The sequence below is a fragment of the Serratia sp. ID 25-353 genome (genome assembly GCF_054792795.1).
Map to the genome: position 1 here is coordinate 3,983,905 of NZ_CM139236.1, position 25,151 is coordinate 4,009,055.

The 25,151-nt window shown below is 58.4% G+C and carries 20 protein-coding genes; all 20 read right to left on the reverse strand.

Annotated features, from left to right (window positions below):
* Positions 1–63: 63 nt before the first annotated feature.
* The gene (cadB, locus tag ACYF6X_RS19225; RefSeq protein WP_033635727.1) at positions 64–1,407 is read right to left on the reverse strand and encodes a cadaverine/lysine antiporter; all 1,344 of its coding nucleotides are present in this window, start codon (positions 1,405–1,407) and stop codon (positions 64–66) included.
* 369 nt (positions 1,408–1,776) lie between these two features.
* Positions 1,777–3,330: a lysine decarboxylation/transport transcriptional activator CadC gene (gene cadC / locus ACYF6X_RS19230; RefSeq protein WP_130017427.1), complete on the reverse strand. Its 1,554-nt coding sequence runs from the start codon at positions 3,328–3,330 to the stop codon at positions 1,777–1,779.
* A gap of 89 nt (positions 3,331–3,419) precedes the next feature.
* Positions 3,420–3,809 carry a VOC family protein gene (locus tag ACYF6X_RS19235; RefSeq protein WP_087763683.1) on the reverse strand — a complete coding sequence of 130 codons (390 nt, stop codon included), beginning with the start codon at positions 3,807–3,809 and terminating at the stop codon, positions 3,420–3,422.
* 105 nt (positions 3,810–3,914) lie between these two features.
* Positions 3,915–6,059, reverse strand: a complete 2,145-nt coding sequence (locus ACYF6X_RS19240) for a lysine decarboxylase LdcC (RefSeq protein ID WP_063990770.1) — start codon at positions 6,057–6,059, stop codon at positions 3,915–3,917.
* A 111-nt stretch (positions 6,060–6,170) separates the two neighbouring features.
* A complete protein-coding gene (gene accA, locus ACYF6X_RS19245; RefSeq protein WP_019455765.1) occupies positions 6,171–7,130 on the reverse strand; it encodes an acetyl-CoA carboxylase carboxyl transferase subunit alpha in 960 nt (319 codons plus the stop codon).
* Positions 7,131–7,142: 12 nt separating this feature from the next.
* Positions 7,143–10,631 carry a DNA polymerase III subunit alpha gene (gene dnaE, locus ACYF6X_RS19250; RefSeq protein WP_063990769.1) on the reverse strand — a complete coding sequence of 1,163 codons (3,489 nt, stop codon included), beginning with the start codon at positions 10,629–10,631 and terminating at the stop codon, positions 7,143–7,145.
* A gap of 82 nt (positions 10,632–10,713) precedes the next feature.
* Positions 10,714–11,307 (reverse strand): ribonuclease HII, encoded by a 594-nt coding sequence (gene rnhB, locus ACYF6X_RS19255; protein ID WP_033654126.1) that lies wholly within the window; start codon positions 11,305–11,307, stop codon positions 10,714–10,716.
* Positions 11,304–12,452 carry a lipid-A-disaccharide synthase gene (lpxB, locus tag ACYF6X_RS19260; protein WP_130017428.1) on the reverse strand — a complete coding sequence of 383 codons (1,149 nt, stop codon included), beginning with the start codon at positions 12,450–12,452 and terminating at the stop codon, positions 11,304–11,306. The genes rnhB and lpxB overlap by 4 nt, the downstream gene beginning before the upstream one ends.
* A 3-nt stretch (positions 12,453–12,455) precedes the next feature.
* Entirely contained in the window at positions 12,456–13,244 is a 789-nt protein-coding gene (gene lpxA / locus ACYF6X_RS19265; RefSeq protein ID WP_004931964.1) for an acyl-ACP--UDP-N-acetylglucosamine O-acyltransferase, read from the reverse strand.
* Positions 13,245–13,247: 3 nt separating this feature from the next.
* Entirely contained in the window at positions 13,248–13,703 is a 456-nt protein-coding gene (gene fabZ / locus ACYF6X_RS19270; protein ID WP_004931962.1) for a 3-hydroxyacyl-ACP dehydratase FabZ, read from the reverse strand.
* A 160-nt stretch (positions 13,704–13,863) separates the two neighbouring features.
* Positions 13,864–14,886, reverse strand: coding sequence for a UDP-3-O-(3-hydroxymyristoyl)glucosamine N-acyltransferase (gene lpxD / locus ACYF6X_RS19275; protein WP_025304030.1), 1,023 nt, complete (start codon positions 14,884–14,886; stop codon positions 13,864–13,866).
* Positions 14,887–14,889: 3 nt separating this feature from the next.
* On the reverse strand, positions 14,890–15,387 hold the full coding sequence (skp, locus tag ACYF6X_RS19280) for a molecular chaperone Skp (protein WP_025304031.1): 498 nt from the start codon (positions 15,385–15,387) through the stop codon (positions 14,890–14,892).
* A 156-nt stretch (positions 15,388–15,543) separates the two neighbouring features.
* Complete coding sequence (gene bamA / locus ACYF6X_RS19285; protein WP_063990766.1) at positions 15,544–17,970, reverse strand: outer membrane protein assembly factor BamA; 2,427 nt, start codon at positions 17,968–17,970, stop codon at positions 15,544–15,546.
* A 35-nt stretch (positions 17,971–18,005) separates the two neighbouring features.
* On the reverse strand, positions 18,006–19,361 hold the full coding sequence (rseP, locus tag ACYF6X_RS19290) for a sigma E protease regulator RseP (RefSeq protein WP_004931952.1): 1,356 nt from the start codon (positions 19,359–19,361) through the stop codon (positions 18,006–18,008).
* Between the two features lie 27 nt (positions 19,362–19,388).
* Entirely contained in the window at positions 19,389–20,231 is an 843-nt protein-coding gene (gene cdsA, locus ACYF6X_RS19295) for a phosphatidate cytidylyltransferase (RefSeq protein ID WP_063990765.1), read from the reverse strand.
* Positions 20,232–20,240: 9 nt separating this feature from the next.
* Positions 20,241–20,999, reverse strand: coding sequence for a (2E,6E)-farnesyl-diphosphate-specific ditrans,polycis-undecaprenyl-diphosphate synthase (gene ispU, locus ACYF6X_RS19300; RefSeq protein WP_063990764.1), 759 nt, complete (start codon positions 20,997–20,999; stop codon positions 20,241–20,243).
* Positions 21,000–21,276: 277 nt separating this feature from the next.
* Complete coding sequence (gene ispC, locus ACYF6X_RS19305) at positions 21,277–22,473, reverse strand: 1-deoxy-D-xylulose-5-phosphate reductoisomerase (protein ID WP_130017429.1); 1,197 nt, start codon at positions 22,471–22,473, stop codon at positions 21,277–21,279.
* Positions 22,474–22,630: 157 nt separating this feature from the next.
* Complete coding sequence (frr, locus tag ACYF6X_RS19310) at positions 22,631–23,188, reverse strand: ribosome recycling factor (protein ID WP_004931943.1); 558 nt, start codon at positions 23,186–23,188, stop codon at positions 22,631–22,633.
* A 119-nt stretch (positions 23,189–23,307) separates the two neighbouring features.
* Positions 23,308–24,033 (reverse strand): UMP kinase, encoded by a 726-nt coding sequence (gene pyrH / locus ACYF6X_RS19315; RefSeq protein WP_004931940.1) that lies wholly within the window; start codon positions 24,031–24,033, stop codon positions 23,308–23,310.
* A 148-nt stretch (positions 24,034–24,181) separates the two neighbouring features.
* Positions 24,182–25,033, reverse strand: coding sequence for a translation elongation factor Ts (tsf, locus tag ACYF6X_RS19320; RefSeq protein ID WP_107227893.1), 852 nt, complete (start codon positions 25,031–25,033; stop codon positions 24,182–24,184).
* Between the last annotated feature and the right edge of the window lie 118 nt (positions 25,034–25,151).

Sequence of the window (25,151 nt, forward strand, 5' to 3'; positions counted from 1 at the left end):
CGTCGCGGCTGACAGGTCGGAAAGAAAGGGGCTGGGTAAATTCAGTCGGTCAGCGGACGCGAATCAGTGCGCTTTGGCCGTGGTGTTTTCATCGACCGCCGCTGCGTTGGCAGCCTGGCGGGTATTCATTTTCCGGGCGTAGAACATCAGGATAATCAGGCTGATGATAAAGGTGCCGGACAGTTCGAATGAGTTGGCGCCCATCAGCGCGATGAAGCAGAAGCCGCAGCCGCACACCGAAGCGATCAGGCTCAGCAGGTTGCGCACGTTGACCCCTTCGAAGCGGATCAGGTCTACGCAGGAGTAGAAGTAAGGCAGCATGGTCAGCAGTACCGCGATACCGGTCAGTTCGCCGAACAGGTCGGACGCTTTGCCGCCGGCGGAGCTCATCAGGGTGATCAGCACCATCAGCGCGGTCATTTTGCAGCCGGCCAGCAGCAGACCTTTCTTCGGAATGCCGTTTTTATCCAGCTCGCCGTACACTTTCGGGAAGTTGCCGTCGTTGGCGGCGCGTACCCCGGCCTGGCCGACCAGCATCATCCACGAACCCAGCGACGTCAGGCAGGCGAAGGCGGTGAAGGCGGAAACCATCGGTGCAGCCCAGTTGCCCATAATCGCCGAGGCGCTGATAGCGAACGGCGCGCCGCTGGCGGCCATTTCAGACGCCGGGAACATACCACTGATCACCTGGGTGGCGGCGATGTAGATGATGCCCGCCAGGCCGGTGCCGAGCATGGTTGCCAGCGGCACGGTGCGTTTCGGATTTTTCACCATGCCGGTGCTGACCGCCGCGGATTCCACGCCGATGAATGCCCACAGGCACAGCAGGATACTTTTGATCACTGCATGGCTGTCGGTGGTGCCGGAGGTATTCCAGTTAGCCTGATAGGTGGCGGCGTCAAACCAGTGCCAGCCGAGGGTCGCGGTCACGATCACCGGGATCAGCACCAGCACCAGGCCCAGGGTGGTCAAACGGCTGACCCAGGTTCCGCCCAGCATGTTGACGAAGGTGAAGATCCACACGATGGCGATACAGGCGATGCCGGCAGGTACCGGGTTGTTCAGCGCCGGGAAGAAGGTGGAGAGATAAGAAACGGCGGTAATGCCGATGGCCAGGTTACCGATCCAGTTGGCATGGTAATAAAGCACGCCGGTCTGGAAACCGAAGGCCGGGGAAATTTCGCCCGCGTAGGCGATAGGGCCGCCCTGCTGCGGGTTTTTGGTGGCGAGGCGGGCATACACATAGGCCAGCGACATCGCCCCGATAATCGAGATCACCCATCCCCAGATGGCGATAGATCCGAGACTCGCCAGGTTGGCGGGCAATAAGGCAATCCCGCTCCCCATCATATTACCGGCGACGACGCCGGTGCAGGCAATAAGCCCTATTTTCTTGGGTGAAGCCATGGTCAGTTTCTCCTGATTTACGTTTCTTATAAGCCACACCCATAAATAAAAGATTTTAATGAGCCGGCTTGATAGTCAGGATGCTAACCATCGGGGGGAATAAAGTCCTAAAGATAAAGTGAGATTACGCTCATGATCATACAAATGATAACCTGAGGTTTTTCATTAACACGTCAAGATAAAAAGGTAAGCTAAAGAAAAGATAAACATCATTTTAAAACAACGAGATGGAAAAGTTAAAAACGAATAACAAACGGCAAAAAAGAAATAATATCGCGCAGCAAAATAATACATTCATGCAACATACCTTCACCATTAAATAACGCCGCCATGATCCCGGTAGAATAATGGCGGCATGGTCTCGGTTAATTATTGGCGCTGATAGTTATTTAAATAAGGCACCACGTTGGTCAATGACGTCTGGAATACGCCATTGGTGATCCAATGCAATGTGTCTTCGCCGGGGCGAAGATTAAATGCGGTAATATAAGAATCCGCCGCCAAATGGTTCTGCCCCTGCATTTCATACACCTTGCCCAGCAGCACATAATTCAGCCACGACATTTGCAATTCAATCCCCAGATCGATAGCCCGGTGCGCCTCGTCAATGCGCCCCTGCGTCAATGCATCCACCGCCAGAACTTGCTGCATGATTGGTGTGTTTTTCAATTCCGGGATCGTCGCCAGATGGCGGATATCGGCGCGCAATTGCGTCAAGGCCTGGCTGTCGAACGGTTGATAAGAATTACGCAGCAGGTCCACCAACGCTTTTTCCGCCAGTAAGTAGTGGAAGTTCGGCGCGCTTTTAATCAGCTCGCTCAGCTGGGCGCTGGCGCGGGTCAACGAATCGGCGTCGCCGTGGATCAGCAATTGATGCGCCTGGTAGAAACGCTGCAGCAACGGCCCGTTGTCGGGCAGCAGCTGCGCCAGACGCTGCTCCAGCTGTGGCGGCCAGGGCTGCTTCAGCGCAGCGGACAGGCTGGAGAGGAAGTCGGTCTGGATCTTCAGCTGGTTATCGGCGGTAATGAAATAACGCTTGTCGAGCATGACTGAGCTGTCGGCGTTATCCACCAGCCGCACGGACAGGAAACACTGCTGGGCACGGTAGTGGCGCTGATTGACGAACTCGATATACAGCGACTTGCCCGAGTTGCTGGGGCCGGAATAGTTGTAGTTGGTCTGATCGTGCACCAGGAAGGTCGAATAGGTGTTCAACGAATCGGTGATCAGCTCGCTGACGCCTACCACATAAGAGAGCTGCGGCATCCAGTTGCTGCAGCTCTCGCCGCCCTGGATGCGGATATCGATGTCGCGCGGGTTGAGCAGCACCGGCATGGTGGATACCGGCACGCGCTGCGACAGCGTGGCGATGCCGACAAACGCCACGCAGACGCTGAGCGCCGCCAGAAACGCCAGCCAAACCCAGAAGGTCGAGCGGCGATAAAAACGCGGCTTCTTTTCGTCAGGCGCGGCAACCGGCGCACTTGCCCGGCGCGGCGGCACGTACGGCGTCTCGTCGTCGTCACTGCCGTCTTCCGGTTCATGCATGATCACCGCGATCTGCGGCGCCTGTGCGGGAGCGGGTTGCGTCTCCCCCTCTTCACACCAGATCACCGACGTCGCCAGCTTATACCCACGCTTGGGCACGGTGATAATGTATTCCGGGCTGTCGCTGTCACCGTCTTTCAGGTATTTACGCAGCTCTGAAATACATTGGGTCACCACATGGTTGGTGACGATATTGCGCTTCCAGACGTTGTCGATCAGCTCGTCGCGGCTCAGCACCACGTCGGGATGGCGGGCGAAATAGCACAGCATGTCGATCAGGCGCGGTTCCAGCGTTTTTTGGCGTCCGTCGCGGCTGATGGTGTTGTCGGCAGGGGTAACCAGCCACTCCCCGACGCGAAAAGCAGGCTCTTGCATGGCGGAAATAACTCTGTAGGCATGTAGGGCAAGGGCGCGATCATAGCATAACCGCCCCCGGCTGTGGCCGCCGGGAGGCGATTAAGCCGTTAACTCTCGTATAATTCTAACGGTAAACCATCGGGATCGCTGAAAAAGGTAAAACGGGATTGGGTGTAAGGATCGACGCGTACCGGTTCGCAGGCGACGCCGGCCGCCTGCAGATGGGCGATGGCCTGTTCGATGTCGTCGACGCTGAACGCCAGATGGCGCAGGCCGCAGGCCTCCGGGCGGCTGACGCGGGCCGGCGGCGAAGGGAAAGAAAACAGCTCGATAGTGTATTGCCCGTTGAGCGCCAGATCCGCTTTCCAGGAGCCGCGCTCCTCGCGGTAGACTTCGCTCAGCAGGGTAAATCCGAGAATGTCGCAGTAAAAATGCTTACTGGCGGCGTAGTCCGCGCCAATGATCGCGATATGGTGTACCTGACGTAACGCCAGCATGACGGCCGCTCCTGTTCGGTCTGATGAGGCAAGGTATCCGGCGGCGGCGATGACGTCAATGAGAACGCCCGGCATATCTTTCCAAACCGCCGGGCGTGTTATGCATTACGGCTGCGGGGCTTTCAACACCTTCACCAGATAGCGCCCCTCTTCCGTCAACTTGGCGCCGTGGATGTCGGTTTCAAAACCGGGATAGCGCTCGCCGATCGAGCACAGCATCAGCAGAAAATCGAGCACCGCACGGCTCTCTTCGGTGATCATTTCCCCCGGCATCACCAGCGGCACGCCCGGCGGATACGGCAGGATCATATTGGCCGCCACCTTGCCCACCAGCTGATCCAGCTCGCAGGTTTCCACGTTGCCGCGCACCTGCTCCTGGAACATCTGGTGCGGCGTCAGCTTCATTTCCGGCAGCACATCAAACGCCCGCTGCATCAGGCGCGGCAGATCATGCTGGCAGATCAGGCGATGAATGCCGGCGGCCAGATCCTGAATGCGCATGTTGCGATAGAAATCCGGATCCTCGGCGTACAGATCCGGCAGCATGTTCTTCACCCGCAGGTTGAGATCGTAGGCGCGCTTGAAGTCGGTCAGGCCGCGCAGCAGGCTCATCGCCTTGGTTTTATCGATGCCGATGCTGAACAGGAACAACAGGTTGTACGGCCCGGTCTTCTCCACCACGATGCCGCGCTCGTCGAGGTACTTCGCCACTAGCGCCGCCGGGATCCCCTCCTCCTCCAGCGTGCCCAGCTCGTTCATGCCCGGCGTCAGGATCGTCACCTTGATCGGATCGAGGTACATGTGATCACGATCGGTCTGACCGAAGCCGTGCCAGTTGTCGTCAGGATCCAATGGCCAACATTGCGCCTCATCGATCTCTTCCGGCTGCCAAATGTCGAAGAACCAACTGTCGCTCTCCTCGCGCAGCCGCTGCACTTCACGGCGAAAATGCAGCGCGCGCTCCACCGAGCGGTTGATCAAGCGGCGCCCCGGGTTGCCGCGCAGCATGGCAGCGGCGGTCTCCATCGATGCCACGATGCCATAGTGCGGCGAGGTGGTGGTGTGCATCATGTAGGCTTCGTTGAAGGTGCTTTCGTCGTAGTCGCCCTTGATATGAATCATCGAAGCCTGCGAGAAGGCCGCCAACAGCTTGTGCGTCGACTGGGTTTCGTAGAAAACCTTACCGGGCACCCGCTCGCCGCTCATGCCGCTTTTGCCGTCGTAAATTGGATGGAAGTTGGTGTAAGGCACCCAGGCGGAGTCGAAGTGGATCGACGGCACCTCCAGCGTCTGCTTGATGTAGTCGGTGTTGTACAGCAGGCCGTCATAGGTGGAATTGGTGATCACCGCATGCACCGGCCAGGTGGCATTCTCGGTCTCCTGCACCCGGGCGGCGATGCTTTCGCGGGTGAACTCGCCCTGCGGAATGCCGCCGAGGATGCCATAGGCGTTGCGCAGTGGGCGCAGATAGATCGGCACGATATCGCTCATCATCAGCAGGTGGCACAGCGATTTGTGGCAGTTGCGGTCGATCAGCACCGTGCTGCCGGCCGGCGCCGAATACATGCCGACGATCTTGTTGGCGGTGGAGGTGCCGTTGGTGACCAGATAGCTCTGCTCGGCGTTGAAAGTACGCGCGATATACTCTTCGGCTTCCAGGTGCGGCCCGGTGTGATCCAGCAGCGAACCGAGCTCGGTGACCGAAATCGAGATGTCGGCCTTCAGGGTATTGGCGCCGAAGAAGTCATAGAACAGGCAGCCCACCGGGCTTTTTTGGAACGCGGTGCCGGCCATATGGCCCGGCGTGCAGAAGGTGTACTTCCCTTCGCGCACATAGTTGAACAGTGCCTTGGTCAGCGGCGGCGTAATGGTGTCGATGTATTCCGCAGTGTATTGCTGGATGCGCTGCGCGATATCGTCCGCCGCATTCAGGCCATACTCGAAGAAATAGAGCACCATGCGCATTTCATGCAGGCTGACGTCGAAAGTGGAGTGAGTATTGATAAAGGCGTACAGCGGCAGGTATTCGTTCAGGTCGTTGATCTCGCTGCACAGCTCCAGGCTGTAGTCGTCCCAGTCGAAGATCACCCCGCAAATGCGGGCATTGGCTTCGACCAGCTTCAGCAGGTCACCGCTGTTTTTGGGGTACACCAGCTGGAATCCCATGGCGGCCAGCGCAGCGTGGAGCTCGCGGATCGGCTCATCTTTGTAGTAGACGCCCGTCGGGCCCATGATGGCGATGATATTCATCGGCAGCTCCTGTCAGTTAACGGCCAAGTCTCTATAACACCACGAAAATCCGGCGGTGTGTAGCCAAAAAAAAACCGCCCGGAGGCGGTTTCTTGCAGCGAAGCACAGAACTCAGCAGTAGCCGTAGTTCATCAGACGCTGGTAGCGACGGTTGAGCAACTCTTCGTCGTTCAGACCGTCCAGATCTTTCAGATCGGCCAGCAGCTGCGCTTTCAGCGCGGCGGCCATCGCCGGCACGTCGCGGTGCGCGGAACCCAGCGGCTCCGGGATCACCGAATCGATCAGCTTCAGCTCTTTCAAACGCGGCGCGGTAATGCCCATCGCTTCGGCGGCCAGCGGCGCCTTGTCGGCGCTCTTCCACAGGATGGAGGCACAGCCTTCCGGCGAAATCACCGAGTAGGTGCTGTACTGCAGCATGTTCACCTTATCGCCCACGCCGATCGCCAGCGCGCCGCCGGAGCCGCCTTCGCCGATGACGGTGCAGATGACCGGGATGTTCAGACGCGACATCTCACGCAGGTTGCGCGCGATGGCTTCGGACTGGCCGCGCTCTTCCGCGCCCACGCCCGGATAAGCGCCCGGGGTATCGATAAAGGTGATAAGCGGCATCTTGAAGCGGGCGGCCATTTCCATCAGGCGCAGCGCCTTGCGGTAGCCTTCCGGCGCCGGCATGCCGAAGTTGCGGCGGATCTTCTCTTTGGTTTCACGGCCTTTCTGGTGCCCGATGATCATCACCGGGCGGCCATCCAGGCGCGCAATGCCGCCGACGATCGCTTTGTCGTCGGCGTAAGCGCGATCGCCCGCCAACTCTTCGAAGTCGGTAAAGATGTGTTTGATATAATCCAGGGTATAAGGACGGCGCGGGTGGCGTGCCAATTGGGCAATCTGCCAGGCCCCAAGATCGGCAAAAATCTTGCGCGTCAGCTCAACGCTCTTTTCACGCAGGCGCTGAACCTCTTCGTCCAGATTAATATCTAATTTTTCGTCTTGACGGCTGACTGCAGTCAGCGAGTCAATTTTCGCTTCCAGCTCTGCAATCGGCTGTTCAAAATCAAGAAAATTCAGACTCATAGCATTCCTATTTTAGTCAAATTCCAAGTCCACCTGCTCATTGCCTACCAACGTCCGCAAGTCGATCAACAAGCGGTCGGTGGGCGTCACGCGCCAGGTTGCGCCAAAACGCAGCTTGGCTCGCGCATCTTCCCGTTGATAGTAGAGATGCACTGGAATCGTCCCCGATCGATGGGGTTCCAACGACTGGCGGAGACGGTTCAAAAGCTGGTCATCAATTTGCCTGTCAGTCAGCGAGATAGCAAGCCCGCGAGCGTATTTTTCCCGGGCTTCACTGATGTCCATTACCTCGCGGGCCATCATTTTAAGCCCACCGCTAAAGTCATCAAAGCTGACCTGTCCACTGGCGATAAGGATACGGTCTTTTTCCAACAAATGCTGGTATTTTTCTAACGCTTCGGTGAATAACATCACTTCCAGACGACCCGAACGGTCATCCAATGTACAGATGCCGATGCGGTTGCCGCGCTTGGTCACCATCACCCGCGCGGCGACCACCAACCCGACGGCGGTGGTCATTTTGCCCCGGTCCGTCGGGTGCATGTCTTTCAAACGCTGGCCACCGGCGTAACGTTCGATCTCCTTCAGGTACTGGGTGATCGGGTGGCCGGTCAGATATAACCCCAGCGTCTCCCGCTCACCGTCCAGCACCACCTGCTCCTGCCACGGGGGGACGTTGGCGTAGGATTGCTCTACCTGCTCCGGCGCTTCCGCCAGCACGCCGAACATGTCCACCTGGCCGATCGCTTCGGCTTTGGCATGCTGATCCGCCGCTTTCAACGCGTCGCCGAGCGAATTCATCAACGCGGCGCGGTGCGGCCCGAGGCGATCGAACGCCCCGGACATGATCAGTTTTTCCAGAATGCGGCGGTTCAATTTCTTGATGTCAGAGCGTGCGCAGAGATCGAACAGGTCTTTGAAGTAACCCTGTTCGCCGCTGTTGCGCGCCTCGATGATGGCTTCGATCGGCCCTTCCCCCACGCCCTTGATGGCGCCGATGCCGTAAACGATCTCGCCGTCGTCGTTGACGTGGAAGTGATACAGGCCGCTGTTGATGTCCGGCGGCAGGATCTTCAGCCCCATGCGCCAGCATTCGTCCACCAGCCCCACCACTTTGTCGGTGTTGTCCATATCGGCGGTCATCACCGCCGCCATAAACTCGGCCGGGTAGTGCGCCTTCAGCCACAGCGTCTGGTAAGAGACCAGCGCATAGGCGGCAGAGTGCGATTTGTTGAAGCCGTAACCGGCGAATTTCTCCACCAGGTCGAAGATTTTCACCGACAGTTCGCCGTCGATGCCGCGCGATTTCGCGCCGTCTTCAAAGCCGCCGCGCTGCTTGGCCATTTCGACCGGGTTCTTTTTACCCATTGCACGACGCAGCATATCCGCGCCGCCCAGGGTGTAGCCGGCCAGCACCTGGGCAATCTGCATCACCTGTTCCTGATACAGAATGATGCCGTAGGTCGGTTCCAGCACCGGTTTGAGCGACTCGTGCTGCCACTGGATATCCGGGTAGGAGATCTCTTCGCGGCCGTGCTTGCGGTCGATGAAGTTATCCACCATGCCCGACTGCAGCGGCCCCGGACGGAACAGCGCCACCAGTGCGATCATGTCTTCGAAGCAGTCGGGCTTCAGACGTTTGATCAGGTCTTTCATGCCGCGCGATTCAAGCTGGAATACCGCCGTGGTTTCCGAGCGCTGCAGCATATCGAAGCTTTTCTTGTCGTCGAGCGGAATGGCGGCGATGTCGATCGGCTCCAGCCCGGTCTTCGCGCGCCGGGCGTTGATCATCTCCAGCGCCCAGTCGATGATGGTCAGGGTGCGCAGGCCGAGGAAGTCGAACTTCACCAGCCCGGCGTATTCCACGTCGTTCTTGTCGAACTGGGTCACCGGATGGTGCCCTTCGGCGTCGCAGTACAGCGGCGCGAAGTCGGTGATCTTGGTCGGCGCGATTACCACGCCCCCGGCGTGTTTACCGGCGTTGCGCGTCACCCCTTCCAGCTTGCGCGCCATGTCGATCAGCGCCTTGACCTCTTCGTCGGCCTCGTAAATTTCCGGCAGCTGCGGTTCGGCGGCGAAGGCTTTCTCCAGCGTCATGCCCGGATCAGGCGGCACCAGTTTTGAGATGCGATCGACAAAGCCATACGGGTGCCCCAACACCCGGCCTACGTCGCGGATAACCGCTTTCGCCGCCATGGTCCCGAAGGTGATGATCTGCGATACCGCTTCGCGGCCGTACATCTCCGCCACGTGCTCAATTACCTGGTCGCGCTTCTCCATGCAGAAATCGACGTCGAAGTCGGGCATCGAAACACGTTCCGGGTTCAGGAAGCGTTCGAACAGCAGGTCGAACTCCAGCGGATCGAGGTCGGTGATTTTCAACGCATAGGCCACCAGCGAACCGGCACCGGAGCCGCGCCCCGGGCCAACCGGCACGTTGTTGTCCTTCGACCACTGGATAAACTCCATCACGATCAGGAAGTAGCCAGGGAACCCCATCTGGTTGATCACCTTCAGCTCGACGTCCAGACGCTCGTCGTATTCCGGGCGGCGCTGCGCGCGCACTTCAGGATCGGGGAACAGGAACTCGAGACGCTCTTCCAGCCCCTCTTTCGATTTGAGTACCAGGAAGTCCTCGGTGCTCATATCGCCAGTCGGGAACTGCGGCAGGAAGTATTCGCCGAGGCGAATGGTGACGTTGCAGCGCTTGGCAATCTCGACGCTGTTCAGCAGCGCTTCCGGGATGTCGGCGAACAGCTCGCACATCTCGTCTTCGCTGCGCATGTATTGTTGCGGGCTGTAGTTGCGCGGCCGCTTGGGATCGTCCAGCGTAAAGCCGTCGTGAATAGCGACGCGAATTTCATGGGCGTCGAAGTCGTCTTCCACCAGGAAGCGCACGTCGTTGGTGGCCACCACCGGCAAACCGCGCTCAGTGGCCAGCGCCACCGCAGCATGCAGGTAGTTCTCTTCGTCCGGGCGGCCGGTGCGAATCAGTTCCAGGTAGTAACAGTCCGGGAAGTGCTGCTGGTAGAAGTCCAGGCACTGATCCACCTGCGCCTGGTTGCCGCGCAGCAGAAACTTGCCGACGTCGCCCTGACGCGCGCCGGAGAGCAGAATCAGCCCTTCACGATGTTCAATCAGCCAGTCGCGATCGATGGTCGGGCCGGCGGCCCCGTAGCCACGCTGATAGGCGCGGGAAATCAGCAGCGTTAGGTTCTGGTAACCTTCGTTGTTGCTGGCCAGCACCGTCAACTGGGCCAGCTCGTCGCCCAGTTCTTCGCTTTGCACATGGAAATCCGCGCCGATGATCGGTTTGATCCCGGCGCCGTGCGCGCTGCCGTAGAACTTCACCAACCCGCACAGGTTGGTGAAATCGGTGATTGCCAGAGCAGGCATGGCTAACGCGGCGGCTCTTTTCACCAACGGCGCCGTCTTGGCTAATCCATCAATCATGGAGTAGTCACTGTGGACGCGCAGGTGAATAAAACGAGGTTCGGCCATCTCCAGATACCTGATTGAAGGGGCTCAGCAAGCTGAACCCGGGTTAATGCTCTCGTCGGGCCTGGTCAACCAGGCCCGCAGACTACAGCGCCAGCGCCCTTTTCACCGGCGCGAAGCTGCGGCGGTGGTGCTCGGTGGCGCCCAGCGCGGCCAGCCGCTCCAGGTGGAGGGCGGTCGGGTAGCCTTTATGCTGCGCGAAACCGTAGTCCGGGAACTCGCTGTCCAGCTCGGCCATTTCGCGATCGCGCGTGACCTTCGCCAGAATGGACGCCGCGCTGATCTCCGCCACGCGGCTGTCGCCTTTCACCACCGCCTGCGAACGCATCGGCAGCTTCGGGCAACGATTACCGTCGATTAAAACCATGTCTGGCGCGATATGCAACCCGGCCACCGCGCGCTGCATCGCCAGCATGGTGGCGTGCAAAATGTTCAGTTGGTCGATTTCCGCCGGTTCGGCGCGCCCCAGGCTCCAGGAGAGCGCCTTGGCGACGATTTCGTCATACAGCGCCAGACGGCGTTTTTCACTGAGTTTCTTGGAATCCGCCAGCCCGACGATCGGCTGCGCCGGATCGAGGATCACGGCGGCGGTGACCACCGCGCCGACCAACGGGCCGCGGCCCACTTCGTCCACACCGGCAATCAGCGTGGCAGCGGGATAGATAAAGGGTTCAATCATGCTTTCGCCAGCTCCAACACAGCCTGAGCGGCCTGTTCGTCCGCACCGCAACGGATGCTTTGGTGCAAGGTAAGAAAAGTTTGTTTCAGCGCTTCGGTTTCCGGGCTCTCTTCCAGCAGCGGCATCACGGCGGCGGCCAGTTTGTCCGGCACGCAGTCATGCTGCAGCAGCTCGGTAACGATCTCACGCTCCGCCAGCAGGTTCGGCAGCGAAACGTAAGGCGTTTTCACCAGCTTCTGCGCCAGCCAGAAAGTGAACGGCTTCATGCGATAGCCCACCACCATCGGGCACTTGGCCAGCATGCACTCCAGCGCCGCCGTGCCGGACGCCAGCAGAGCCGCGTCGCTGGCGATCATCGCCTCGCGCCCCTGACCGTTCAGCAGGTGTACGGTCAGATCCGGCGCGACTTCCGCCTTGATGCGCTCAAACTGCTCGCGCCGTTTGGCGTTGACCAGCGGCACCACCACTTCCAGCTCAGGATAACGGGTGCGCAGCAACTGCGCGGTTTTGAGGAAGTCGGCGCTCAGCATCTCGACTTCGGCGCCGCGGCTGCCCGGCAGCAAGGCCAAACAGCGCGCCTGCGGAGCGATGCCAAGCTGAGCGCGCGCCGCCAGCCGATCGGGCTGCAGCGGCATGGCGTCCGCCATGGTGTGGCCGATAAACCGGCAAGGTACGTTGAAGCGATCGTAAAACGCTTTTTCGAAAGGGAGAAAGGCCAGCACCAGATCGGTGGCTTTGCCAATTTTGAAAACGCGCTTTTGCCGCCAGGCCCACACGGAAGGGCTGACGTAGTGGATGGTGCGGATGCCGCGCTGCTTGAGGCGGCCTTCCAGCGTGATGTTGAAGTCCGGCGCATCGATGCCGACAAACACGTCCGGCCGCAGCTCGCCGAAGCGGCGAGTGAGATCCTTGCGGATCTTCAACAGGCGTGGCAAGCGCTCGAGCACTTCCACCACGCCCATGACCGCCAGCTCTTCCATTTCGTACCAGGCTTCGCAGCCTTCGGCCTGCATCAGCGGGCCGGCGACGCCAACGAAACGCGCGTCGGGGATCTGCGCCTTGAGCGCGCGGATCAAACCGGCGCCGAGAATGTCACCGGAGGTTTCCCCGGCGACCAACCCGATAGTCAATGGACGATTCGACATAACTCAGCGAATGATGCCGCGGGTGGAACGGGTGAAGAAATCGAGGTACTGCTGCACCACCGGTTGCTCTTTGGCCAGGGCTTCGATTTCCGCCTTCGCTTCATCCAGCGTTTTTTCGCTGCGATACAGGATTTTGTAGGCATTGCGGATCGCCTGCATTTCATCCTTGTCAAAACCGCGGCGCTTCAGGCCGACCGCGTTGACGCCAAACGGCGTCGCGTGGTTGCCCTGAGCGATGACGAATGGAGGCACGTCCTGAGCGACACCGGAACAACCGCCTACCATCACATGCGCACCGATAATGCAGAACTGGTGGATCGCCGTCATGCCGCCGATGATGGCGTGATCGTCGATTTCCACATGCCCCGCCAGCGTGGCGTTGTTGGCCAGCACGCAAGCGTTGCCGACCACGCAGTCGTGGGCGACGTGCACGTTGACCATCAGCAGGTTGTCGTTGCCCACTTTGGTCAGGCCGGTGCCCTGCGCGGTACCGCGGTGGATGGTGACGCTTTCGCGGATGCGATTGCGATCGCCCACTTCAACGCGCGTCGGTTCGCCCGCGTATTTCAGATCCTGGTTCACTTCACCGATGGAGGCGAACTGATAAATCTGGTTATCGCAGCCAATCTTGGTAATGCCGTTCACCACCACGTGGGATTTCAGCACCGTGCCGGCGCCGATTTCCACCTGGGAGCCGACGTAGCAGAAAGGGCCGATATGCACGTTGGCGCCGATCACGGCGCCTTCTTCGACTATCGCGCTAGGATGGATAAAGGCGGTTTGGTCAATCACGGATTAAGCCTCCCGGCTGCGGGCACACATCATGGTTGCTTCGCAGACAATTTTACCGTCAACGGTCGCCACGCCTTTGAAGCGAGTCAGGCCGCGGCGAGTTTTCTCGAAGGTGACTTCCATGACCATCTGATCGCCTGGCACCACAGGGCGCTTGAAGCGTGCTTCGTCGATACCGGCGAAGTAATACAGCTCGCCCGGCTCCAGTTTGCCGACGCTTTTAAACGCCAGGATACCGGTGGCCTGCGCCATGGCTTCCAGGATCAATACGCCTGGGAAAATCGGTTTGCCAGGGAAGTGGCCCTGGAAAAACGGTTCGTTCACCGATACGTTCTTCACCGCACGCAGATATTTGTGCTCTTCAAACTCGAGGACGCGGTCGACCAGCAAGAACGGGTAACGGTGAGGAAGCAGATCCAAAATTTCTGCAATATCCAGAGTATGAGTGTCAGTAGTCAAAATACTCTTCCTGTCTCTAAAAACTGATGGCATCAACAACACGGCCTGCGCTGACCCCAAAAGGAGATCATCATGCAGGCCGCAAATTAACATCTCTTTGCGCTTTTGGTCTCACGACCAACGCGTTTCGTTTTGTACCCGCCAGGGCGGGCGGCAATGATTAGTCTTTTCCGACTTTACGTTCGACAGCTTTCAAGCGTTTGCTGATCTCATCGATATTCATCACCAACGCAGCGGTTTTACGCCAAACCTTGTTAGGCTGCAACGGAATGCCCGAAGAGTATACCCCAGGTTCGGTGATTGGTCGCATAACCATTCCCATTCCGGTAACAACAACCTTGTCGGCAATTTCCATGTGACCGTTGATCACGCTGGCACCGCCAATCTGGCAGTAGCGGCCGATTTTCAGGCTGCCGGCCATGATCACACCGCCGGCGACGGCGGTATTGTCGCCAATCACGACGTTATGTGCAATCTGGCATTGGTTGTCGATGATAACACCATTCCCGATTTGGGTGTTATCCAAAGCGCCGCGGTCGATGGTGGTGCAAGCGCCGATTTCGACGCGATCGCCGATAATCACCGTGCCCAATTGAGGGATTTTGATCCACTCGCCGCGCTCGTTCGCATAGCCGAAACCGTCCGCGCCGATCACGGTGCCGGACTGGATCAGGCAGCGCTGGCCGATTTCAACCGCATGATAAATCGTGACGTTCGCCCACAGACGCGTTCCCGCGCCGATGCGTGCGTGTTTGCCGATGAAGCAGCCCGGGCCGATAACCACGTTATCGCCCAGCACCGCACCCGACTCGATCACCGCGTTCGCCCCAATGGCGACGTTCTGCCCCAGCTGCGCTTCAGGCGAGATCACCGCGCTTGGCGCGATATCCTGGGCCGGCGACGGCGTGGTGTCCATCAGCTGCGCCATGCGCGCGTAGGTCAGGTAAGGGTTCTTAACCACCAGCGCCGCAGCACGGCAGTGTGGTAAATCCGCTTCGGTAAGCACCACGGCGCTTGCCTGGCAGGAAGACAGCTGCTCTTGATAGCGGCTGTTTGACAAAAACGTGATTTGGCCAGGCTGTGCCGAATGCATAGAAGCAATGCCGGTGATGACGAGATCGCCATCACCGTGCAATTGTGCATCCAACTGCTGCGCTAAATCAGCCAGTCGAATTGAAAGCATGTGTTATTTAACCTGTTTCAGCACATCAGCAGTGATATCTTTGGAAGAGTCTGCATAGGCAACGGCGTTGGCGTCGATCACCACGTCATAACCGCCTTTGCTGGCGACAGATTTCACCGCGTCCTGAATACGGCTCAGGATCTTGTTACGCTCTTCCATCTGGCGACGACGGTTGTCCTGCTCGAAAGCCTGGGCTTTCTGAGAGAACTGCTCGCGCTGCGCCATCACGTCTTTTTCCAACTTGCTGCGATCGCTGGCTTTCATGGTAGCGCCGTCACGCTGCAGACGTTGCATTTTGGTCTGCAGGCTACGTTCCATGTTCTGGAGTTCGCTTGCACGGCCTTTAAACTCGTTTTCCAGCTGTTTAGCGACCGTTTCGCGGGCCGGCAGCTGTTGGAAAATGCTGGAGACGTTAACGACAGCGATCTTATCTGCTGCCTGAACACCAGCTGAAGCAGCCATTGCTAAACCGAGGCCTGCGGCACACAACCACTTTTTCACTATAAACTCCTTACCATCACCCATTTGTGTCATATGACACTGAAGTACACAATTTGCCAGACTTATCCCACCAAACAATGAGAATCATCTCCCTCTGCCGGCGGTCGCCTGGCCATTGCGATTCTTAATAACTTTTATGCCCAGAGGCGAGACCCGTTACCAGGTCTTACCGATGTTAAACTGGAACTGTTCGGATTTGTCGCCTTCGTATTTCTTGATCGGGTTGGCGTAAGAGAACACCAACGGCCCCAGCGGCGACATCCACTGCAGCGCGATACCGGCGGAAGAACGAATATTACTGGCCTTGCTGTAGTCCGGCACACCGTACATCAGCGTTTCGTTGGTATTTTTCCACTTGGTATCCCACACGGTACCGGCATCGATGAACAGCGACGTCCGCACCGAGTTGGCGTATTTCTCGCTGATGAACGGCGTCGGGGTGATCAGCTCCAGGCTGGCGACCGCCATGGCGTTACCGCCCACCGCGTCATCCGAGCTACAGATGCTCTGACGATCGGTCGTGCTGCCGGCGTTGAACTGGCACTGGTACGAGTTGGAGTTGTAGTACACCGCCTTCGGACCAATGGTGTTGGACTGGAAGCCGCGCACGGTGCTCGAACCACCGGCGTAGAAGTTCTCGTAGAACGGCATTTCCTTGCCGCCCAATCCATCCGCGTAACCCAGACGGCCACGGCCCAACAGCACCCAGGTGCGATCGTCGTTGATCGGCACATATTGTACGCTGTCCAGCGTCACCTTGTAGTATTCGTTGTCCGAGCCCGGAATGGTGACCTTGCCGTTCAACGTGGTGCGGTTACCCGACGTCGGGAAGTAGCCGCGGTCCAGGTTGTTGTAGGTCCAACCCAGGTTCAGCGTAAAGTCGTCCGTCGAGTAGCTGGCGCGGTCGGTCTTGTTCGCATCCACGCCCATCGAGTCGAGGTAACGCCACATGGCGATCTGCGGCTGCATGTTCGACAGGCCGTTGTGGACGTAGCCCAGGCCGGTACGCAACGAGTTGTTCTCGTTGATCGGGAAGCCCAGCGTGCCGTCGATACCGTAACTCTTGTTGGTATAGTCCGACAGATCCGCGTCATCCGCCTTAAAGTCGTTGTAGAAGATGCGGCCGCCCAGGCTCACACCGTCAACGGTGAAGTACGGGTTGGTGACCGACAGTTCGGTATAGGTCTGGTAGTCGTTCTTGGTGCCGCTGATGCCGACCGAGTAGCCGGTACCCAACCAGTTATCCTGCTGCACGCCCGCCTGGAAGCTGACGCCGCTCTCGGTGCCGTAACCGACGCCGAAGTTGAAGGTACCGGTGTTGCGCTCTTTCACCTTGTAGGTCACGTCGACCTGATCGGCGGTGCCCGGCACGCGCTGGGTTTCCACGTCAACCGTTTCGAAGTAGCCCAGACGGTTCAGACGCTCTTTGCCCTGCTCGACCTGCTCGTTGCCGAGCCAGGCGCCTTCCATCTGGCGCATTTCACGACGCAGTACGGAATCTTTGCTGGTGTCGTTGCCTTCGAACTTGATGCGACGCACGTAGAAGCGGTTGCCCGCGTCAACGTTGACGTGCAGCTTGACGGTTTTATCCGCATCGTTGATCTCAGGCTGAGTGCCGACGCGCGGGTAGGCGTAACCATAACGGCCCAACATCGTTTTGATGTTGTCTTCCATTTTGGTCACCTTGCTGCCGTTGTACAGCTCGCCCGGTTCGATTTTGGTGATCTGAGCGACTTCCGCCGAGTGGCCGGCCAGGTTGCCGTTCACGACAACATCGGAAAGCTTGTACTGATCGCCTTCGGTGATATTGATGGTGATGTAGATGCCTTTTTTATCCGGCGTCAGGCTCACCTGAGTAGAATCGATATTGAAGCGGGCATAGCCGCGATCCAGATAGAAGCTGCGCAGGGTTTCGAGATCGCCCGCCAGTTTCTGCTTCTGGTATTTGCGATCGCCGACCAGGTTCCACCACGGCACTTCGTCACGCAGTTGGAAGCGCGAGATCAGTTCGTCGTTGGTGAAGGCATGGTTGCCGACGATGTTGATTTGTTGAATCTTGGCGGAGACCCCTTCCGTGAACACCAGTTTCAGGTCGACACGGTTGCGTGGCAACGGCGTGACTACGGCTTTCACCGAGGCGCTGTATTTACCGACGCTGTAGTAGAAGTCTTCCAGCCCTTTTTCAATGCTGGAGATCGTGGTGCGGTCGAGCGCCTCGCCCACCCGGACGCCGGAGGCTTCCAGGTTCTGCTTGAGCATGTCATCTTTCACCGACTTATTGCCGGAGAAAGTGATGCTGGCGATGGTAGGACGTTCCTTCACCTGCACGATCAAGGTATTACCATCGCGCAGTACGCGCACGTCCTCGAAGTTGCCGGTGGCAAACAAGGCACGAATGGTATTACTGATGTCATCGTCAGTGACGGTATCGCCGACGCGAACCGGCATGTTGAGTAACGCCGCACCGACGGCGACTCGCTGCAGGCCTTCGAAATGAATATCTTTCACTACGAACCCGTCTGCACCGTATACGGTGGCGCTGCCAAACAGCAGCGACGCTATGAGCAACTTTTTCATCGCCATCGTTGTTATGCGTTCTTCCTAACCTATCCCCGCCCCTAGAGGCGGGAAAAATCATTGAAAAGTGCAAGACCCATCAACAACACCAGCACGATAGAACCTATGCGGTAGCTGTAGTCCTGTACTCGCTCGGAAACCGGCCCACCCTTCAGCTTTTCTATCGCCAGGAAGAGGAGATGCCCACCATCTAACACCGGTAATGGGAACAGGTTGATGATACCCAGGTTGACGCTAATCAACGCCAGGAACATCAGATAATACACGAACCCGACTCCGGCTGACGCCCCAGCTCCCTGTGCAATCGAGATCGGGCCACTCAGGTTGTTCAGCTTTACATCACCGGTTATTAATTTGCCCAGCATGTTGACCGTCAGCCGCATCAGCTGCCAGGTCTTGTCGCCGGCCTGATACAGCGCCGGGAACGGTCCATACTGGCGAATCGTCTTATACTCGTCCGGCAGCGGCAGCACTTTTGGAATGATGCCTGCAAAACCCACCGATTTGTCTTTTCCCACCGGCTTTGTATCCGGTATCAGCGTCAAAGACAAGGGGGCGCCGTTTCTTTCAATCTCCAAAGCCAGCGGCTGCCCCGGGCCATCGTGGATACGCTTCACCAGCGTCTGCCAACGACCCAACGGCTGACCATCGACTTTAACGATCCTGTCCCCCGCTTGTAAACCCGCCTTTTGCGCCGCCGAGTTAGGCTGCACTTCCGCCAACACGGATTCTATCTGCGGGCCGCGCGGCATAATGCCCAGCGCGACAACGGGATCCTGCTTGTCCGGTTCAAAGTTCCACTGGCGCAAATCCAGGGTTTTTGTCACCACCTGCGAAGAACCGAACGGCGCGACGCCGACTTCGGTTTGCGCATCGCCAATCTTCGCCACCAGCGCCAGACGAACTGATTCCCAATCAGGCGTTTCGATGCCGTCAACCGACTTTAGTTCCATGCCAGACGAAATTTCAGCCTTGGCGGCGATGGATTGCGGCGCGATTTCGCCGATCACCGGGCGGAAACTCGGCACACCGATGATGAACACCAGCCAATAGGCAAGGATAGCAAACAGGAAATTGGCGATGGGGCCGGCGCTGATGATGGCCGCGCGCTGCCAGACGGTTTTGTTGTTGAAGGCCTGGTGACGCATTTCCGGCGCCACCGACTCCACGCGCTCGTCCAGCATCTTCACGTAGCCGCCGAGCGGAATCAAAGCGATGACGTACTCGGTGCCCTGGCGATCGGTACGGCGCCACAGCGCCCGGCCAAAGCCGATGGAGAAGCGTTCAACGCGCACGCCGCAACGACGGGCAACCCAAAAGTGTCCGAACTCGTGCACGGTAATCAAAATACCGAGCGCAATCAGAAACGCCACCAGGTTCCAAAGCACGCTGACCATCATCCCTCACTTTCCGTCATCGACGGATTAAAACACCAACAGCATCAGGCAGGCAAACACCGGCACCGCCGCGGTCAGGCTGTCGATACGATCCAATATGCCGCCGTGACCGGGGATCAAATGACCGCTGTCCTTGATGCCCGCTTCGCGTTTAAACATGCTTTCGGTCAAATCGCCCAGCACCGAAGCCAGCGCGGCGAGCACAGAACAGGCCAACAGCGTGGTCGGCACCACGTTCAGTGGCGCGTAGCGACCAAACAGCCAGGAAATGACCGCCGACGTCAGCAGCCCGCCAATCAGCCCTTCCCAGGTTTTACCCGGCGAGACCTTTGGCGCCAGCTTATGCTTGCCGAACAGCTTGCCGAACATGTAGGCGCCGGAATCCGCGCCCCACACCAGCAGCATCACGTACAGCAGCCACCAGGCGCCGGTAAACGGGTTTTGCTCGTAGCCGAACTGGCGCAGCGCCAGCATGCCCCAGAAGAACGGCACGATGGTCAGCAGACCGAACAGCAGGCGCAGCGGGCGCGAATTGCGCCAGATGGCGGCCGAGCCGGGATAGAACAACACCAGCAGCAGCGCCGCCAGCCACCAGGCCAGCGACAGCCACAGCGAGCCGCTTATCTGCGGCACGGATTGATGGTAAGCAGGGACGCTGAGCATCATCAGCGCCAGCAGAAAACCGCACAGTATCGCCAGCCAGATGCGCTGCGAACGGGAGGTAAAACCGGCCAGTTGGCCCCACTCCCAGGCTGCTAACATGCACACGACGAGCGTTACCAGAGCAAAGGCCAGCGGCGGCAACAGGAACAGCGCCGCGATAACGATCGGGATTAAAATCAGAGCAGTTATGAGGCGATACTTCAGCAAAAGTTCTCCCTAGGACGCATCGGCGCCGATAGGTGTTGTTCCCCCGAAGCGGCGCTCACGTTGTGCAAATGCATTCAGCGCACCTTCAAAGACAAGTTCATCGAAATCAGGCCAGAGCACATCAGTAAAGTAAAGTTCAGCATAGGCGATTTGCCACAGCAGGAAGTTACTGATGCGATGCTCGCCACCGGTGCGGATAACCAGATCCACCGGCGCCAGGTCGCTCATGCAAACCCGCTCGCTCAATAATTCCTCGCTGATCTGATCCGGGTGCAACTCCCCTACCCGTACCTGTTCGGCCAGTTCCTTTACTCCCTGAATGATATCCCAACGGCCACCGTAGTTGGCAGCGATATTGAGCGTCAGGCCATCGTTATTTTCCGTCAGTGCTTCAGAGCGGCGGATCCGCTCCTGCAAACGCGCGCTGAAGCGGCTGATATCGCCGATCACCCGCAGCCTGACGTTATGTTTATGCAGGCTTTTTACTTCACTATCCAGAGCACGGACAAAAAGCTCCATCAGGGCGGAGACTTCCTGCACCGGACGGTTCCAGTTTTCGCTGCTGAAGGCATAAAGCGTGAGCGCATCTAAATGGTGGCTGGCGGCAAAACTGACCGCGCGGCGAACCGATTTCACCCCTGCTTTATGACCGAAGACACGTAACTTGCCCTGACGTTTGGCCCAGCGTCCGTTACCGTCCATGATGATGGCGACATGGCGCGGCCCCGGGGAAGATGGATTAGCCTCTTGTTGGTTTGCGGACGACATAACTCGTACTTATTTCCTCAGTAGAAATATAACTGCCTTTCCGGAACATCAGGCCCTTACGCGCAAAAAAAGCCGTGTGCCCGACACGGCTTTCAGCCTGCCCTCGCGATACCCGGCGCAGCCGGGTCGCCATTGGCGCATACAGCGCCAATCGGGCCATAATTCAACGGTATAACCGCTGACAGGTGGCGCAGACTATACCACCTCAGCGGGGCATGAACAAACGGCCCCGCTGCGGCACGCGTGAATTACGAGCAAAATCGGATAATCGCCGTGCTCAACCGCGCAACGCGCGAACGCGCTCCTCGGCGGCGGCGCGCGCCTGGCGGTCAATGTCTAAGACCGCTTCGATGCAGGTCGGTTCCTGCAGCGCGAGACGTTCCACCACCTGGCGGTTGACCGCCGCGATGTCGGTGAAGCGAATCTGCTGCTGCAAAAATGCCGCCACGGCGATTTCGTTGGCCGCGTTCAGCGCGGTGGTCGCCGCCTGGCCGGCGTCGAACGCTTCGATCGCCAGATACAGGCAAGGATAACGCTCGCGCTCCGGTTCGGCGAAGGTCAGCGAACCGATGCGGCAGAAGTCCAGCGCTTCGACGCCGGAGTTCACGCGCTGCGGATACGCCATCGCGTGAGCGATCGGCGTGCGCATATCCGGCGTACCCAGCTGCGCCAGCACGCTGCCGTCGGCGTAACGCACCATCGAGTGAATCACCGACTGCGGATGCAGGATCACTTCCATTTGCTCGGCCGAGGCGTTAAACAGCCAGCGGGCCTCAATGTATTCCAGACCTTTGTTCATCATGGTGGCGGAGTCCACCGAGATCTTGCGGCCCATCGACCAGTTCGGGTGGGCGCAGGCTTGATCCGGGGTCATCGCGGCGAACTGCTCCAGCGGCGTGGTGCGGAACGGGCCGCCGGAGCCGGTAAGCACGATGCGCGAAACACCATGACTGTCCAGGGAAGAGTATCCCAACTGACGCTGAATACTCTCAGGCAAACTCTGAAAAATCGCGTTGTGCTCGCTGTCGAGCGGCAGCAACTGCGCCTGGCTATGCCGCACCGCATCCATAAACAGACGGCCGCAGGTGACCAGCGACTCTTTGTTGGCCAGCAGTACCTGCTTGCCTGCGCGGATCGCCGCCAGCGTTGGCAACAGCCCCGCAGCGCCAACGATCGCCGCCGTCACCTGATCGACGTCGTCCAAAGCGGCCAGCTCGCAGGCCGCTTGTTCTCCGGCCAAGACTTCGGTAGCGACGCCGCTTTCCGCCAGAACAGCGCGCAGCTCACGCGCGGCGCATTCATCCGCCATTGCGGCGAAGGCGGGCCGAAATTCCATGCATTGCTGCGCCATAACCGCGACGTTGCGGCCGGCCACCAGCGCTTTGATCGCAAAACGGTCGGGATTCGCCCTGACCACGGCCAGGGTGCTGGTCCCTACCGAGCCGGTCGAGCCAAGAATGGTCAGTTGCTTCATGAGTTCACTCTGAATAACTGTCTGATGAGATCGGAGGTGTTCCAGTGTGGAACCTTGGACACCGCTTGTCCATGATCTTTCAGTACGATGAAACGGGATCTGCGCCACAAAAAACAAAGCGCCGCCCAGGCGACGCTTTTTTTCTGCGCGATACTGATTAGAAATCCATCAGCTCTTTTTCTTTCTCCGCCAGCGCGGCGTCGACCAGCTTGATGTAAGCGTCGGTCATTTTCTGAATCTCGTCTTGTGAACGACGTTCTTCGTCTTCGCTGATCTCTTTGTCTTTCAGCAGCGCCTTGACCTTGTCGTTGGCGTCGCGACGCACGTTACGCACCGCTACGCGGCCCTGCTCGGCTTCGCCGCGCACGATCTTGATCAGATCCTTACGACGCTCTTCGGTCAGCGGAGGCAGCGGAACGCGAATGTCAGAACCGGCGGAAGACGGGTTGAGGCCCAGATCGGAGCTCATGATCGCTTTCTCAACGGCCTGGCTCAGGCTGCGGTCGAACACGTTGATTTTCAGCGTGCGGGAGTCTTCCACGGTCACGTTGGCCAGCTGACGCAGCGGCGTAGCGGCGCCGTAGTATTCCACCATGATGCCGTCCAAAATGCTTGGAGAAGCGCGGCCGGTGCGGATCTTGCTGATTTGGTTTTTGAATGCTTCTACGCTTTTTTCCATGCGTGAATCAGCATCTTTTCTGATTTCATTAGTCACGTTGCAAACCCTTGGAAGCTGGTTACTTGGCAGGCGATACTCAAGTATAGCCCGTAATCGTACTCGGAGAGCGCGCGGCGCCTGGCGTCACGCGCGCCGAAAAAGGGGTGTGAACAGCCTTATTTGCTGATCAGCGTACCTTCGTTCTCACCCATCACCACGCGGCGCAGTGCGCCTGGCTTGTTCATGTTGAATACGCGGATCGGCAGACCGTGATCGCGGGCCAGCGTAAACGCCGCCAGATCCATCACTTTCAGCTCGCGCTCCAGCACGTCCTGATAGGTTAATTGTTCATACAGCGTCGCATCCGGGTTTTTCACCGGATCGGCGGAGTATACGCCATCCACTTTGGTGGCTTTCAGCACCACGTCCGCTTCGATCTCGATACCGCGCAAGCAAGCGGCGGAATCGGTGGTGAAGAACGGGTTGCCGGTACCGGCGGAGAAGATCACCACGCGGTTGTTGCGCAGCAGGCTGATCGCCTCTGCCCAACTGTAATTGTCACATACGCCATTCAGCGGGATCGCCGACATCAGGCGGGCGTTCACATAGGCACGGTGCAGTGCATCACGCATAGCCAGGCCGTTCATCACGGTAGCCAGCATTCCCATGTGGTCGCCCACTACGCGGTTCATGCCGGCTTGCGCCAGGCCCGCGCCGCGGAACAGGTTCCCGCCGCCAATAACTACACCGACCTGAATTCCCAGTTCGACCAGCTCTTTCACTTCCTGAGCCATGCGATCCAAAACGCTGGCGTCGATACCAAAACCTTCTGCACCTTGCAGGGCTTCGCCACTCAGTTTAAGCAGAATACGCTGATATACGGGTTTTGCATTGGTTGCCATGGTGTTCTGTCCTAAGAAGCAGTATTAGTATTGGGGATTTCAGCCGATGAAACGCGCCTGAGGTGAGTATCACGCTGCAGGGCCTGCCACCGGTGTAATTCTGGCTGGATAGTATGGAACCGCCAGACGGCGGTTCCATCGACAGTCATTAAGACTGTTTGCTCATCGCGGCAACTTCAGCAGCGAAGTCGGTTTCGACTTTCTCGATGCCTTCGCCCACTTCGAAGCGAATGAAGTTGGTCACGTCAGCGTTGTGCTCTTTCAGCACCTGAGCAACAGATTTGCTCGGATCCATAACGAAAGGCTGACCGGTCAGAGACACTTCGCCGGTGAATTTCTTCATGCGGCCTTCAACCATTTTCTCTGCGATTTCTTTCGGCTTGCCGGACTGCATGGCGATGTCCAGCTGAACCTGGTACTCTTTTTCTACCACTTCAGCAGACACGTCTTCTGGCTTCACGAACTCTGGCTTGCTCGCCGCAATGTGCATTGCGATTTGCTTGACCAGCTCGTCGTCAGCGCCTTTAGCCGCAACCAGAACGCCGATACGCGCGCCGTGCAGGTAGCTGCCCAGCACTTCGCCTTCCAGGGAAGCAACGCGACGAATGTTGATGTTTTCGCCGATTTTTGCCACCAGCGCTACGCGCTCTTCTTCGAACTGTGCTTTCAGCACGTCAACGTCAGTGATTTTGCCGGTCATAGCGGCATCCAGCACTTTGTCGGCGAACGCCTGGAAACCGGCGTCTTTCGCTACGAAGTCAGTCTGGCAGTTAACTTCCAGAATGATGCCGTAGTTGCCTTCGATCTTGGTTTTGATCACGCCGTCAGCAGCTACGTTGCCTGCTTTTTTAGCGGCTTTGATCGCACCGGACTTACGCATGTTTTCGATTGCCAGTTCGATGTCGCCGTTGGATTCAACCAGCGCCTTCTTGCAATCCATCATGCCAGCGCCGGTACGCTCGCGCAGTTCTTTTACCAGGGCAGCGGTAATATCAGCCATTTATTTTTCCTCGGTTATCTCGCGTGGAGACAGTTCTCATTCAGATAAGCAAAGGGGGCCTTTACAGGCCCCCCTAACCAACATATGTCAATACCTGGTTAATAAGGGCTCAGTGACG